At 58.5% G+C, this 13,058-nt stretch carries 13 protein-coding genes; 3 read left to right on the forward strand and 10 right to left on the reverse strand.

The features are described from left to right. Window positions 1-57: 57 nt before the first annotated feature. The gene (locus ACTG2G_RS16755; protein ID WP_439985649.1) at window positions 58-981 is read right to left on the reverse strand and encodes an ABC transporter six-transmembrane domain-containing protein; all 924 of its coding nucleotides are present in this window, start codon (window positions 979-981) and stop codon (window positions 58-60) included. Between the two features lie 201 nt (window positions 982-1,182). Between ACTG2G_RS16755 and ACTG2G_RS16760 the strand changes: the two genes are divergently transcribed. From ACTG2G_RS16760 to ACTG2G_RS16770, 3 genes are all read left to right on the forward strand, one after another. Continuing rightward, entirely contained in the window at window positions 1,183-1,680 is a 498-nt protein-coding gene (locus ACTG2G_RS16760) for a TetR family transcriptional regulator C-terminal domain-containing protein (protein WP_439985650.1), read from the forward strand. Between the two features lie 105 nt (window positions 1,681-1,785). Further along, entirely contained in the window at window positions 1,786-3,012 is a 1,227-nt protein-coding gene (locus tag ACTG2G_RS16765; protein ID WP_429204373.1) for a winged helix-turn-helix domain-containing protein, read from the forward strand. 91 nt (window positions 3,013-3,103) lie between these two features. Further along, entirely contained in the window at window positions 3,104-3,853 is a 750-nt protein-coding gene (locus tag ACTG2G_RS16770) for a substrate-binding periplasmic protein (protein ID WP_368214987.1), read from the forward strand. An 88-nt stretch (window positions 3,854-3,941) separates the two neighbouring features. Here ACTG2G_RS16770 and ACTG2G_RS16775 read toward each other — a convergent pair whose 3' ends face one another. From ACTG2G_RS16775 to ACTG2G_RS16815, 9 genes are all read right to left on the reverse strand, one after another. Then, window positions 3,942-5,066, reverse strand: a complete 1,125-nt coding sequence (locus tag ACTG2G_RS16775; protein WP_429204371.1) for a M20 family metallopeptidase — start codon at window positions 5,064-5,066, stop codon at window positions 3,942-3,944. Between the two features lie 25 nt (window positions 5,067-5,091). Beyond that, window positions 5,092-5,559 (reverse strand): YjiG family protein, encoded by a 468-nt coding sequence (locus ACTG2G_RS16780; protein WP_005335063.1) that lies wholly within the window; start codon window positions 5,557-5,559, stop codon window positions 5,092-5,094. Continuing rightward, window positions 5,556-6,284: a nucleoside recognition domain-containing protein gene (locus ACTG2G_RS16785; RefSeq protein ID WP_005335061.1), complete on the reverse strand. Its 729-nt coding sequence runs from the start codon at window positions 6,282-6,284 to the stop codon at window positions 5,556-5,558. Before ACTG2G_RS16785 ends, ACTG2G_RS16780 begins: the two co-directional genes overlap by 4 nt. Window positions 6,285-6,536: 252 nt before the next feature. Beyond that, window positions 6,537-6,893 (reverse strand): fumarate reductase subunit FrdD, encoded by a 357-nt coding sequence (frdD, locus tag ACTG2G_RS16790; RefSeq protein ID WP_005335059.1) that lies wholly within the window; start codon window positions 6,891-6,893, stop codon window positions 6,537-6,539. A 10-nt stretch (window positions 6,894-6,903) separates the two neighbouring features. Next, window positions 6,904-7,302, reverse strand: coding sequence for a hypothetical protein (locus tag ACTG2G_RS16795; protein WP_005335058.1), 399 nt, complete (start codon window positions 7,300-7,302; stop codon window positions 6,904-6,906). A 16-nt stretch (window positions 7,303-7,318) separates the two neighbouring features. Next, window positions 7,319-8,053 (reverse strand): succinate dehydrogenase/fumarate reductase iron-sulfur subunit, encoded by a 735-nt coding sequence (locus ACTG2G_RS16800; protein WP_005335057.1) that lies wholly within the window; start codon window positions 8,051-8,053, stop codon window positions 7,319-7,321. Beyond that, complete coding sequence (gene frdA / locus ACTG2G_RS16805) at window positions 8,046-9,830, reverse strand: fumarate reductase (quinol) flavoprotein subunit (protein ID WP_047437968.1); 1,785 nt, start codon at window positions 9,828-9,830, stop codon at window positions 8,046-8,048. The genes ACTG2G_RS16800 and frdA overlap by 8 nt, the downstream gene beginning before the upstream one ends. Window positions 9,831-10,339: 509 nt before the next feature. Continuing rightward, window positions 10,340-12,217 (reverse strand): methyl-accepting chemotaxis protein, encoded by a 1,878-nt coding sequence (locus ACTG2G_RS16810; RefSeq protein ID WP_042083552.1) that lies wholly within the window; start codon window positions 12,215-12,217, stop codon window positions 10,340-10,342. 155 nt (window positions 12,218-12,372) lie between these two features. Further along, complete coding sequence (locus ACTG2G_RS16815) at window positions 12,373-13,056, reverse strand: glycerophosphodiester phosphodiesterase (protein WP_439985651.1); 684 nt, start codon at window positions 13,054-13,056, stop codon at window positions 12,373-12,375. Between the last annotated feature and the right edge of the window lie 2 nt (window positions 13,057-13,058).

The raw sequence follows: 13,058 nt of genomic DNA on the forward strand, positions 1-13,058 counted from the left end.
GCTCGTTGGCAAAGGGTGGTCGGATTCATCTTCTACTCCGGTTACAGATACAAAATGTCAAATCAGTTCATCAGGTTGGGCGGTGTTGACCCGGCGGCCTATGTCTCTCAGCCGGGCCAGCTGATCGGCAAGACCGGGCCCTTCATCCAGGCTGGTGACAAAGTTCCAGAGGTAGGTCATCACAGCATAGACATGGCCTGCGGAGACCTGGGGCTGGGCCATCAGCATGGTGATGGCCAGCAGGAACAGCAGGGAGGCGCTGATGCCGACCGCCAGAAAAGCGAGTGCCTCCCGATCCGAAATCCGGATGCGGAGCCAGGCCAGCGCGCGGTAGTGGCGGGCGAGGCTGGTTGATTGGGCATGGGTGACCAGTTTGACCTCGTGTTCCAGCCGATCGTTGAGCCGCTCGTGCAGCAGCTGGTTCTTGCGCGAAAAGCCGGGCAGCAGCAGGCCGAACAGCAACAATACCCCCATGCAGGCGATGCCGACCCAGAACTCGATCACCATCAGCATCACGGCCGCCCCGACGATGGAGATCAGGCTGGTGGCCAGGATCGGGATATGTTTCTCGAAGAAGTCGACAAACTCCCGCGCCAGAGTGACCCGCGCCACTATGGTGGATTGCCCCTCCTGCTGCTGGCGCTGGGTCAGGATCACCGGCACCGCCAGTGCCGCATAGATATGGGTAAAGGTGCGGGTATCGACCGCCCGGCGCAGGGCGCCGATCAGCCAGAACAGCAGCACGATCAGGGCGTAGCTTGAAGCCTGCCACCACTGGCCCTTGACGATGGCGTCGATGGCAAAGCCGGCGAACAGGGGATAGACCACCAGCAGGATGTTTTCGAGGGCCACCAGCGAGAAAGTGCCTGCCAGCTTGAGGGGATTGGCCCGCGCAATCGCCCCCAGCGAACGACCGGCCGAGTGTGGCAACGGCGTGGCCTGATCGTCGCAACTGGCTGCCGAAGTGGTTGGTGTTGTCATGGGTTATCTCCTAAGATGTCGGAAACGCTAAGTTTGAGCGAGTGCTCAAAGTTTGTTTGAGCGAGTGCTCAAAGTCAAGCAGATCGATTGATATCGCAGGAGGTCAGATGGCACGCCCATCAGCAGAACAGCGCAAAGAGATGATCATCGAGGCCGTACTGGCCCTGTTTCGGGAGAAGGGGATGGCGGCATCGTCAACCCGTGATTGCCGAGCGCACCGGTCTGGCGCGCAGCCACGTCTACCACTACTTCAAGGATTGGAAGGAGCTCTGCCTCTGTGCCGTGGAGCGTTTCACCTATCAGGAGATAGCCGAGCAGCGGGAGTGGCTGTTGCCGCTGCCGGCCCGCGAAGCGTTGCCGCTCTTTGTACGGGACAACCTGCCGACCAGTCAGGATGCCTCCTGGGCCATCTACCTCGATGCCTGGAACGAGTCACTGCGCGACCCTGTGTTTGCCGAGAGCTACCGCAAAATCATTCTGGCCTGGCGCGAGGTGCTGGAGCAGATCCTGCAAAAGGGGATCGACAGCGGCGAGTTTGTGGCGGGCGATGCCCGGCGACTGGCGCGCCAGATCACCTCGCTCATCAACGGCTATGCCGATGACCTTATTCTGGAGCCGACCCCCGAGACGGTAGAGGCCACTTATCAAGAGATCATGCTGGTGGTCAATCAGCTGGTCTTGCCCCCGGTCCACTCATAGCGGCGCAGGTACACAAGGGGGGAGGCATGCCAGCGTGGAGCCTCCCCCGGTTTTGTTGGCCATCCGCCGGGCGCGCGATGGTCAGATACCAGGGAGCGGTTGTTGATGTCGATTACCCATTTGTCACTGCAAGATGCCCGTCATCTGCAACTGGCGGCGCAAGGGCTGCTCGCCCCCCGCCGCAGCAAGGCTGTCCCGGCCGATCTGCTGGCGACCATTCGCCGCATGGCGCTGCTGCAGATCGATACCATCTCGGTGGTGGCGCGCAGTCCCTATCTGGTGCTCTTTAGCCGGCTTGGCCAGTACGAACCGCGTTGGCTGGAGCAACTGCTGGCTGACGGCGAGATCTTCGAATATTGGGCCCACGAGGCCTGCTTTGTGCCCCGCGAGGATTATCGGCTGCTGCGCCACCGGATGCTCGACCCCGTCGCCATGGGCTGGAAGTTTTCGGCCAACTGGCTCGCTACCCATCAGCAGGAGATTGGCCAGCTTATCGAACGCATTCGCCAGCACGGCCCGGTGCGGGCGGCTGACTTTGAACGCACAACCGGCAAGGGGAATGGCTGGTGGGACTGGAAACCGGAGAAGCGCCATCTGGAGGTATTGTTTACCACCGGTCAGCTGATGGTGCGGGAGCGGCGCAACTTTCAGCGGGTCTATGACTTGGCCGAGCGGGTCATCCCCGAATGGGATGACCAGCGGGATCTGCCGAGCGTCGAGCAGGCGCAGCGGGATATGGTGCGCGCCAGCTGCCGGGCGCTGGGGCTGGTCAAAACTGGTTGGGTGGCGGACTACTATCGGCTGCGGCGCGGCAAATATGACGTCCTGCTCCATCAGCTGGCGGACGAGGGGGAGCTGCTGCCGGTACGGGTGGAGGGGTGGCAGCACGGCGCTTTTGTGCACGCCTCGCTGGCCGATGAGCTGGCAAGGGCACAGGCGGGCACCCTCAAGGCGACCCATACCACCGCCTTGTCGCCGTTCGATCCGCTGGTATGGGAGCGCAAGCGGGCCAGTGAACTGTTCAATTTTGACTATCGCATCGAGTGCTACACCCCGGCCCCCAAGCGTCAATACGGCTACTTCGTGTTGCCCTTGCTCCATCGCGGCAAGCTGGTGGGCAGGATGGATGCCAAGGCTCATCGTCAGCAGGGGATCTTCGAGATCAAGAGCCTCTATCTGGAGGCCGGGGTGAGAGTGACCCGCACGCTTGCACAGGATCTGGCGAAAGCCCTGCAAAAGCTGGCTGACTGGCACCAGACACCGCAGCTCCGTTATGGTGCCATTCCGGCCAATTTGCTGGCGTTGTGGCATGAAAGCGCCCCTGCAAAGTGAGCAAAATCCCTTCTGGGCTAAGCTGCAAGAGGGATAAACAGTTCGGGAGCGGGAGATGAGACGAGCAGGAACATGGTGGGCGGGATTGGCGATGGCCATCTTGTCCCCTGCGTTATGGGGGCAAGAGCCGCCAGTGAAGATTTGCCTGGGAGAGGGCAACGAGTGGGCCCCCTTTACCTACTGGGAGCGCAAGGACGGGGTGCCCGATACCAGCCGCCTGACCGGTTCTGCGACGACGCTGGTGCTCGATGCCCTGCAACAGAGCGGGCTCTCGCACCAGATCCGCTATCTGCCCTGGGCACGGGTGCAGCAGGAGCTGGCGGATTATCGCCAGAATGGTCTGTGCGAGCTGACCTGGGATGCCAGCTACAAGCCGGAGCGGGCCGAGTTTGCCTTCTACAGCGTTCCCCTCTACTACACCCACCTCGGTTTTTTCTATCTCAAGCGCCGCTACCCCGAACCGCCGGATCTGCAGACGGTCAATCGATCCCGGGTGTGCGGGGTGATTGGCTACAACTACACCCCCTACGGGCTTGCGCAGGAGCCACGCCGGGTCAAACAGTTGCAGCAGGCGCTCGATATGCTGGAGCGGGATCGTTGCGACTTTCTGCCAAGTGAAATCGAACCTCTGGTGGCAGGCATCAGCCTTGGCATCTACCGCAGCGAGAGCGGGTTGCTCAATCTCGCCCTGCCCAGCCGCAAGGGATTCTATCTGCTGGTGAGCAAGGGCTCCCCCCGCGCCCACCAGCTGGTGAATATCCTCAATCAGTCGCTGGTGGCGTTTCAGGAAGGGGGGCATACGGATGAGGTGATGCGCCGCTTCTTGCCGGCAATGGAGTAATAGCGAAGGGGTGCTGTCATTCTGGGGAGCAGATAAAAAGAGGGCCAGCCGGTGCAAACCGGCTGGCCCTTTTTTACGTGAGAGGCTGTCAGGCCGCCAGACGGGTCAGTACCTTCACCAGCAGCTCGATGCGCGGGGCAATGCTGGCCAGATCCAGATACTCCTCGTCACTGTGGAAACCGGCACCGATAGGGCCCAGACCATCCAGAGTGGGGATGCCGAGGGCGGCAGTGAGGTTGGCATCGGAGCCGCCCCCCACCTCCTGCCAGCTGATCGGCAGCCCCAGTTCGGTGCCACACTCTTCCACCAGCAGCATCAGTGCCTGAGTGCCTTCTGATGGCACCATGGCCGGTTTGTGGGCCTCGCGGGTCAGCTGGATGGTGACACCGTCCAGATGGGGACGCTCGGCCAGGGTCAGCAGATAATCGTCGATCTGGTGGTACTCCTGATTGTCCCAGAAACGGACATCCACCACGGCGCTGGCATGGGCCGGCACTATGTTGGCGCCATTGCCCCCCTCGACAATGCCGATGTTGAGGGTGGTGCCGCTCTCGAAGTTGGTCAGGGCGTTGATGGCCAGGATCCAGTGGCCCAGCTCGGTGATGGCGCTGCGCCCCTTCTGCGGTTCGTTGCCCGCGTGAGCCGCCTTGCCGGTGAAGTCGATGCGATAACGGGCCATCCCCTTGCGCGCCTTGACCAGCGAGCCATCGGCGCGGGCCGCTTCGGCCACCAGCACCTGTTTTGCCTGTTTGGCCACCGTTGCCAGCCAGTCGCTGGAGTGCAGGGAGCCAATCTCCTCATCCGGGTTCATGCAGACGCAGATGCTCAGGCGATCGCGCACCTCGCGGGGCAGTTCACGCAGGGCATAGACGATGTTGAGCAGGCCGGATTTCATGTCGGAGACACCGGGGCCGTAAGCGCGCTCACCATCGACGCTCATCGGGCGGGCAGCGGCGGTACCGAGGGGGAAGACGGTATCCATATGGCCGATCAGCATCACATCGATCTGCGCCGTATCAGGCTGGTTGCGGATCTCCAGTCCCACACCGGCGGCGCCACAGTCGACCCGCTTGATCTGCCATCCACCCATCGCCTCATATTTGGCGGCCATCAGGTCGGCCACTGCCGCAATGCCCGGCTGGTGCAGGGATCCGCAATCCAGATTGATCAGCGGGGCCAGTTCGGTCAGGTATTGATCCAGAGAAAAAGTCATTGCTTGCTCCACTATCAGGTTCGGGTCAGAGAAGGATGTTCATCACCAGCATGGCGCCGAAGGCGTTGAGTACCGAGATGGCGACCATGATGGGGATGTAACGCCCTTCGGTGCCGATACAGCCGAGGATGCGGCCCATGTACTGCACCTGGGAGCCCATCAGGTAGATGGCTGGCGCCAGAATGGCGATGTGGGTGCCGTTGAGGATCCCCTGATCGAACAGGGTGATGACCACACCGACTGCGCCCCCCATCGACATCCAGGCGCCGATCAACACGGCTGCCGCTTCACCGGGCAGGCCGAAGATGGCCATGACGGGGGAGAAGATGGCGCCCATGGCATCCAGCGCGCCGGTGATCTGCAGCGCCTTGATGATGACGAAGGCCATCAGTACGTTGGGTACGGTGGAGGTAGTGGCGATGACCCAGCCCTTCTTGGCCCCTTCGACGAAGATATCGGTGACGATGGGTTTCTTGATGTTGGCCTGGCTCATTTGGCTTGCTCCTGAGTGTTGAGGGTCTGCTGGGTGTTGTTATCGGTCTGCTTGCCTTCGCTCATATTGAGGTAGACCCGGAACAGGTTGGCCCCGACAAATTTGAAGGCGAACATCACGATGACAGCCAGACCGATGGAGGAGCTGACCGCCGGGCTGCCATCTGCCAGTGTCAGAGTGAACAGCACGGCGCCGGAGGAGAAGAAGTTGACGATGGTGGCACCAGCGGAGAACTGGAACATGGTGAACACGTCGGTTTCACGTTTGGTGATGAGCCCTTCATCCTTGAGCTGACGGGTCATGGCGGCACCGGCATCGGTACTCTGCAGGGAGGCGATCAGCGCCAGACCTGTGTTTCCCGGGATCCCCATCAGTGGGCGCAGCAGCGGGGTCAGCAACTTGCGGGCCGCTTCCAGCGCGCCGTAGTGCTCCAGCACATTGATCATACCGAGGGCAAACATCACGGTGGGGATCAGGGTCAGGGCAAACAAAAAGCCATCGCGAGCGCCGTTGCCCCCCTTGCCGCGCATGTCGGTCATGGCGGTCTTGATGCCGTCACCATTCTCGCTGACGCTCTGGACCATGGTACCGAACGAACCGTTCAGCGTGGTGAAATCGAATACCCCGTACCACTCGCCGGATTGCAACAGTCCGGAGAAGAAGACCACGGCGAAGGCCAGTGCCAGGTAACTGCCTATGCTCACCGAGCGTGTTTTGTCTGTCATTAGCTAGCTCCATATGAATAATTATTTAATCTGAATAATTATAATTGATATGGATGTCACTAAATTGATGGTGGTCAAAATGGTTTGCTACAAATGACGAATGTATTGGGGTTATGTGACTGTGATCGCCATATGATTGGACGATAATCTGGTTTTTATCGAATTGTTTGAGTGAATAAAAAGCAGGGGTGGGATAGCGGGGCAATAAAAAACCGGGCACGAGGCCCGGTTTGGTCAATCAGTCAGATGTGATTACTGGAGTACCAGTACCATCAGCAGGCCGACACTAATGGCAGATACCAGGAAGGCAAAGCCATAGAACACATAGTGGTGCAGCTTGGTGGTGTGGATCCCCAGATCGTGCAGACCGTGGTAGATACGGTGCATACCGTGCCAGACTGGCAGGGCGATGATCACCAGCAGGATGCAGGCACCCCACCAGGAGCTGGCGAACGCGTGCACGCGGTCATAGCTCATGGTTTCCACGTCCATGATGCCCATGGGCACCAGCAGACCGGTGATGAGGACAATGACCGGCAGCAGCATGGCAACGACCATGCCACCCGCACCAAACAGACCCCAGTAAATTGGTTCGTCAGAACGTCTCATTGTTTTCTCCTCAGGCCACGATGATCAGGACAAGCAGGGACACCACCGCCAGCGCCACATACTGGGCGAGAACGATCGGCTTCTCCGGTACCAGGTCTTCACCACGGAAGATACGCATGGCTTTCGGCGCCAGGGCGAACCAGGTTTTGGCATGGAACAGGCACGCCGCCAGAGCGACGACATGGAACAGGATGGCGATCGGGCTTTGCAGGGATTCCAGCCAGCCGTTGAACGCTTCCTGACCCTGAACCAGGCGCATCAGGCCCCACATCAGCACAACGGCGTAGATGGAGACGAAGATACTGGTGCCTTCACGGATCATGTAACCGGTGTAGAAGGCGTTCTTCAGCCACCAGTCTTTCTTCATTTCGCGGACGTAAGGTTTACGTTTGCTATCAGTGTTGTTCATGGTCTCAATCCTGCTCTCAATCTGGCTTGAACATGGCGATCATGTAGTCCTTGGCGCTTTCGACCTTGCCAAGCTGGATGGCCGCTGCCGGATCGACGCCCTTCGGGCACACTTCGGAGCAGTAGCCCACGAAGGTACAGCCCCAGACGCCTTCGTCCTGGCTGATGATGCGCATACGCTCTTTGGCGCCGGCATCACGGTTGTCGACGTTGTAACGATAGGCCAGAGCCAGTGCCGCCGGGCCGGTGAACTTCTTGTTGATGCCGTACTGCGGGCAGGCCGCGTAGCAGAGACCACAGTTGATGCACTGGGAGAACTGCTTGTACTGCGCCATCTGGGCCGGAGTCTGGATGTACTCGCCATCACACAGGCTGCGCGGCTCGCTCGGGATGATGTACGGCTTGATGCTCTCCAGCTTCTCGATGAAGTCGGACATGTCGACCACCAGATCGCGCTCGATCGGGAAATTGTTGAGCGGCTCGACGGTCATCTTGCCCGGCAGATAGTCGCGCAGGAACGCCTTGCAACCCAGCTTGGGCACACCGTTGACCATCATGCCGCAAGAGCCGCAGATCGCCATTCGGCAGGACCAGCGGAAGCTCAGGGTAGAGTCCAGGTGATCCTTGATGTACTGCAGGGCGTCCAGCAGAGACATCTCTCTCTGGTATGGCACCTGGAAGGTTTGCATCCAGGGCTCGTTATCCTGTTCCGGACGGTAGCGCAGGATCTCAATTTCAATCATCTCAGCCATTCTTCTTAGCCTCGTCTTGTTTCTCACCCTCGGAGCCGTACACGCGTTTTGCCGGCTGGGACTTAGTGATCTTCACATCGGAGTAATCGATGGAGGGCGTTTCGCCATTTTTGTAGAACGAGAGCGTGTGCTTGAGGAAGTTCACGTCATCGCGCTCTTCGTAACCATCCAGACGCTGGTGGGAACCGCGGGACTCTTTACGATTGATGGCGGAGTGCGCCATGGCTTCAGCCACGTCCAGCATGTAACCCAATTCGATGGCGTACAGCAGATCGGTGTTGAAGACAGAGGACTTGTCGTTGATCTTGACCTTCTTGTAACGGGCTTTCAGCTCGTTGATCTTGTCGATGGTGCCCTGCATCAGCTCTTCGGTACGGTAGATACCGACGCCGGCTTCCATGGACATGCCCAGCTCGTTGCGGATATCGGCCGGGTTTTCGGTACCGTCTATGTCCATCAGGGAGAGGTGCTGCTTGATGAGCGCCTCGGCCTTGGCGGCCAGCGCTTCGGTGTTGCCATGCTTCTGAGTCTTGGCAAATTCACCTGCCTGCTCACCGGCCAGCTTGCCGAATACCACGATCTCGGACAGGGAGTTGGAACCCAGACGGTTGGCACCGTGCAGACCGACGGAGGCACATTCGCCCGCGGCGTAGAGGCCGGGCAGACGGGTGGCACACTTGTTGTCAGTCTCGATACCACCCATGGTGTAGTGGGCAGTCGGACGTACCGGGATAGGCTCTTTGGCCGGGTCCACGTTGACGTAGGCTTTGGCCAGTTCGCAGATGAACGGCAGACGCTCTTTCAGGTACTTCTCGCCAAGGTGACGCAGGTCGAGGTGAACCACATCGCCCATCGGGCCCTGAATGACGCGGCCTTTCTGCTGCTCTTGCCAGAATGCCTGGGAAACGCGGTCGCGCGGACCCAGCTCCATGTATTTGCTCTTCGGCTGGCCGATCGGGGTTTCCGGGCCCAAGCCGTAGTCTTGCAGGTAGCGGTAGCCATCCTTGTTCAGCAGGACGCCACCCTCACCACGACAACCTTCGGTCATCAGGATGCCGGTGCCCGGCAGACCGGTCGGGTGATACTGGACGAACTCCATATCACGCAGCGGTACGCCGTGACGGTAGGCCAGTGCCATGCCGTCGCCGGTGACGATGCCACCGTTGGTGTTGTAGCGATAGACACGGCCAGCGCCGCCGGTTGCCACGATCACGGATTTGGCTTGGATGAAGCGGGTGATACCGTTCTGGATGTCGAAGGTCAGTACGCCCTGAACGCGGCCGTCGTCCACGATCAGATCAAGACAGAAATGCTCGTCGAAGCGCTTGATGCTCGGGTATTTGACGGAGGTCTGGAACAGGGTGTGCAGAATATGGAAACCGGACTTGTCTGCGGCGAACCAGGTACGCGGAACCTTCATGCCACCAAACGGACGCACGTTGGCTTTACCATCCGGCTTGCGGCTCCAGGGGCAACCCCAGTGCTCCAGCTGGATCATCTCTTTGGTCGCGTTGTTGACGAAGTATTCCACTACGTCCTGCTCGCACAGCCAGTCACCACCGGAGACGGTGTCGTTGAAGTGGTTTTCGAGGGAGTCGTCATCACGGACGACACCGGCGGCGCCGCCTTCGGCAGCAACCGTGTGGCTGCGCATCGGGTAAACCTTGGAAATCAGGGCGATGTCCAGGTCTGGCTGTGATTCGGCTATAGCGATAGCGGCGCGTAAGCCGGTACCGCCAGCACCGATGATGGCCACATCGGTCTTGATAATATCCACATCTGCCTCCTTAGGGATAGATTTGCTGGGCACGATTTTGCTCTATGAAAAAAATTCAGGCTTGATGCAAGTCAAACTGCTAGGTTTTATTCCCTTTTTATTGGTTATTTTTCTATAAAACACCCAAATCCCTGGATGAAAATGTCGTTATTATCGTCATTTATTGGTGTTACTGAGCAGTTGAACACCTAGCTACGAGCACTTTAACTTCTGGATTGTACGTAGTTTTCTTTCAATAAAATGCGAATCACCTCTCTTTTTAGGTACTCGCGAAAAAAATTTTAAGTTTTTTATTGTAATTTTTTAATGAGAATTATTGGCATTTATCTATTCGGATAGAAATAGGTAATCCGAAATGCTGCGGTGACTACGGCGGTGATCTGATAATCCCAGACGAATTACAAGGATTTCAAGGCGGGGTATTTGGCGGGTAATGTGAGATTACTCACTGAAAATTAAGCGCTATTTAGAAAAATAAAAGGGGCCTGTACGGCCCCTTTTGCTCATGCTCAAATGCGGAACATGCCGACCTGATTACTCAGTTCACCCGAAATGTTTTTAAGTTGTTCAGAGAGATGGCGCGAACTGTCTGCATCCACTGCCAGTTCGTCCGAGACATCTTTGACCGCCTGAATGTTGCGGCTTACCTCGTCGGTGACGGCCCGTTGCTCTTCGGCTGCGCTGGAGATCTGGGTCGCCATATCGGAGATCTGGTTGATCGAAGTGGTGATCTGCTCCAGCGCATGGGTGGCGTTGTTGGCGTCATCCACGCTGTTCTGGGCCAGTTGCTGGCCTTCATGCATGGTGCTGACCGCTCCCTGGGTATTGCGTTGCAGGGTTTCGATCATGCTGCGGATCTCGACAGTCGAGCTGTGGGTACGTTGTGACAAAACGCGCACCTCGTCGGCCACTACCGCAAAGCCACGGCCCTGTTCACCGGCCCGCGCCGCTTCGATGGCGGCGTTGAGCGCCAGCAGGTTGGTCTGCTCGGCGATGCCCTGAATGGTGGAGAGGATGGTGTTGATCTCCTGAGCGTTTTTCTCCAGTTCCTGAATGATGTTGGAGGCCTGTTCCACCTGGGTGGCCAGATCGGTGATGGAGCGCTGGTTGCGGGCGATCACCTGTTTGCCATGCTCGCAACTGCTGGAGGAGCTGCGGGCCGCTTCGGCAGTTTGCTCGGCGTTGCTGGCAACATCGACCGCAGTTGCCGACATCTCATGGACCGCAGTGGCGATCTGAGTGATCTCGTTTTGCTGGCGAGCCAGCCCCTCATTGGCCTTCTCCGCCATGCTGTGGGAGGACTTGGCCTGCTGGTTGAGTTGGCCGGAGGAGTTGGAAATGTCCTGCACCATCGCATGGAGCCGCTCAATGAAGGTATTGACGTGTTTGGCAACCGCGCCCACCTCATCTTCACGCTCGATCTTGAGGCGGCGGGTCAAATCGCCGTTGCCACGGGAGAGATCGGCAATTGCCTCGCCCAGGGTTTTCAGAGGCGCTAGCGAGCTGTTGATGGCGACATAGGAGAAGCCAGCCACGATCAATATGGTGATAAGTCCCTGAATAAGTGAGGAGGTGACCATGCGGCGTACCGACTGGTAAGCGGTTTCGTCATCCACCATCATGCCGTAATACCAATTGGTGTTGGGGATCGCGTTAAAGTCAAAGACCTCTTTCTTACCGCTGATCACCAGCTCGTTGATCGTACCGTCATGAGCGATCTGATTGATGTAAGACGCGGTCAACTCGGGGGCTAGCGTTGTGGCGGGTTTCAGACTCAGGGAGGCATCGGGGTGGGCGATGATGGTGCCGTTGCTGTCGACCAGAATGGCGTAAGTCCCCTCGGTAGTGACCGTCAGAATGTCCGAGATAAGGGCGCTGATAGAGACATCTCCGGCGATAACCCCCTGGGTGTTGCCACGCTGGAATGGCTCGGCGATGGTGACGATCAAACTGCCGTTAGAGACATCGGCGTAGGGCGCAGTGATGACCAGTTTACCGGCGGCAACTGCATCCTTGTACCAGGTGCGTTGACGGGGGTCATAATCGGCTGGCAGGCCGGAGGGGGTACTCTCGAGCATCTTGCCGTCAGCAGTACCGGCATAGACCCCCTCAAAGCCACCGGCATTCATGGCTTGGGCCAGATGGCTGATGGGTTCATCTTCTTTGGTGAATGCTTCCTTGGTGGTACTGACCATGCTGATGCGGGCATCGACCCAGTTGGAGATACCCTTGACGTTGGCCATGGAGCTTTCGTCAATGATGCTCCAGACCAGTCTCTGGGTTTCAGTGCGCAGTTGTGAGGTGTTGTACCAGACTTGCAGGCCGGTGATCACCAGGATGATGATCCCGATAGCCAAGACCAGCTTGTTTTTAATGGATAAGTTCATAGTGACATCCCTGTGAGCGTTAGTCTGAAGTGTGTGTGGAATCTAGTTATTGTTATGAGCCTCTGTTTATCGGCTGAAGTTGAACTCTTTGTATCCCGGTCAGCTATTTAAAGTTAGTGCCTAAATCAGTGGTTATCCATGCGCGTATCGCCCCCTCACTGTGTCAGAAAACGATCTGGTCGATTGGTGAAGATTCCATCGACTCCCATGCTAGAGAGCGTTTCATAATCTTCTGGATAATCAACGGTATAAACCAGAACTTTGAGCCCCCTGTGATGGGCATCTGCAACCAGAGATTGATCCACAAAATCCACGTCGCAGTTGAGTGACCAGGCCCCCAGCTCGTCGGCAAACTGCGCCAGGTTGAGTGGCTGATTGGCGGTCAGGGCACCGAGCCGGATATCGGGCCGCGAGGCGGCAAATCGGGCCAGCTCCGGGTGATGGAAGGAGGAGACCACCCACTGCCCGGGAGTAAAGCCCAGCTCGGCCTCTGCCCGTCGGGTCAGGGCTGCCACCGCATCGGCGGTATGGGCACCCTTGAGCTCGATATGCAACTCGCAGCGTCCGGCGATGATCTCCATTACCTGCCACAGGGTCGGGATCACCTCTCCCTCACCGGCATCGAGCTGCTCCAGATAGGAGCGGGATTGCTCGGTCAGCACCCCCTTGCCATTGGTGCAGCGCTCCAGCCGCCGGTCGTGGAAGACCCACAACTCGCCATCGGCCGCCTGCACATCGATCTCGATGGCTGATGCTCCCAGCTCCAGCGCTTTGGCCATCGCCTTGAGGGTGTTCTCCGGTGCCAGACCGCTGGCGCCACGATGGGCAATAATCTGCATGT

Origin of the sequence: Aeromonas sp. 55A (genome assembly GCF_051919665.1) — a bacterium.
Lineage (GTDB): Bacteria > Pseudomonadota > Gammaproteobacteria > Enterobacterales > Aeromonadaceae > Aeromonas > Aeromonas veronii.

Coding starts and splice junctions, on each gene's coding strand:
- ACTG2G_RS16755 (WP_439985649.1), bottom strand. CDS start 981: ATGACAACACCAACCACTTCGGCAGCCAGTTGCGACGATCAGGCCACG.
- ACTG2G_RS16765 (WP_429204373.1), top strand. CDS start 1,786: ATGTCGATTACCCATTTGTCACTGCAAGATGCCCGTCATCTGCAACTG.
- ACTG2G_RS16770 (WP_368214987.1), top strand. CDS start 3,104: ATGGCCATCTTGTCCCCTGCGTTATGGGGGCAAGAGCCGCCAGTGAAG.
- ACTG2G_RS16775 (WP_429204371.1), bottom strand. CDS start 5,066: ATGACTTTTTCTCTGGATCAATACCTGACCGAACTGGCCCCGCTGATC.
- ACTG2G_RS16780 (WP_005335063.1), bottom strand. CDS start 5,559: ATGAGCCAGGCCAACATCAAGAAACCCATCGTCACCGATATCTTCGTC.
- ACTG2G_RS16785 (WP_005335061.1), bottom strand. CDS start 6,284: ATGACAGACAAAACACGCTCGGTGAGCATAGGCAGTTACCTGGCACTG.
- frdD (WP_005335059.1), bottom strand. CDS start 6,893: ATGAGACGTTCTGACGAACCAATTTACTGGGGTCTGTTTGGTGCGGGT.
- ACTG2G_RS16795 (WP_005335058.1), bottom strand. CDS start 7,302: ATGAACAACACTGATAGCAAACGTAAACCTTACGTCCGCGAAATGAAG.
- ACTG2G_RS16800 (WP_005335057.1), bottom strand. CDS start 8,053: ATGGCTGAGATGATTGAAATTGAGATCCTGCGCTACCGTCCGGAACAG.
- ACTG2G_RS16810 (WP_042083552.1), bottom strand. CDS start 12,217: ATGAACTTATCCATTAAAAACAAGCTGGTCTTGGCTATCGGGATCATC.
- ACTG2G_RS16815 (WP_439985651.1), bottom strand. CDS start 13,056: ATGCAGATTATTGCCCATCGTGGCGCCAGCGGTCTGGCACCGGAGAAC.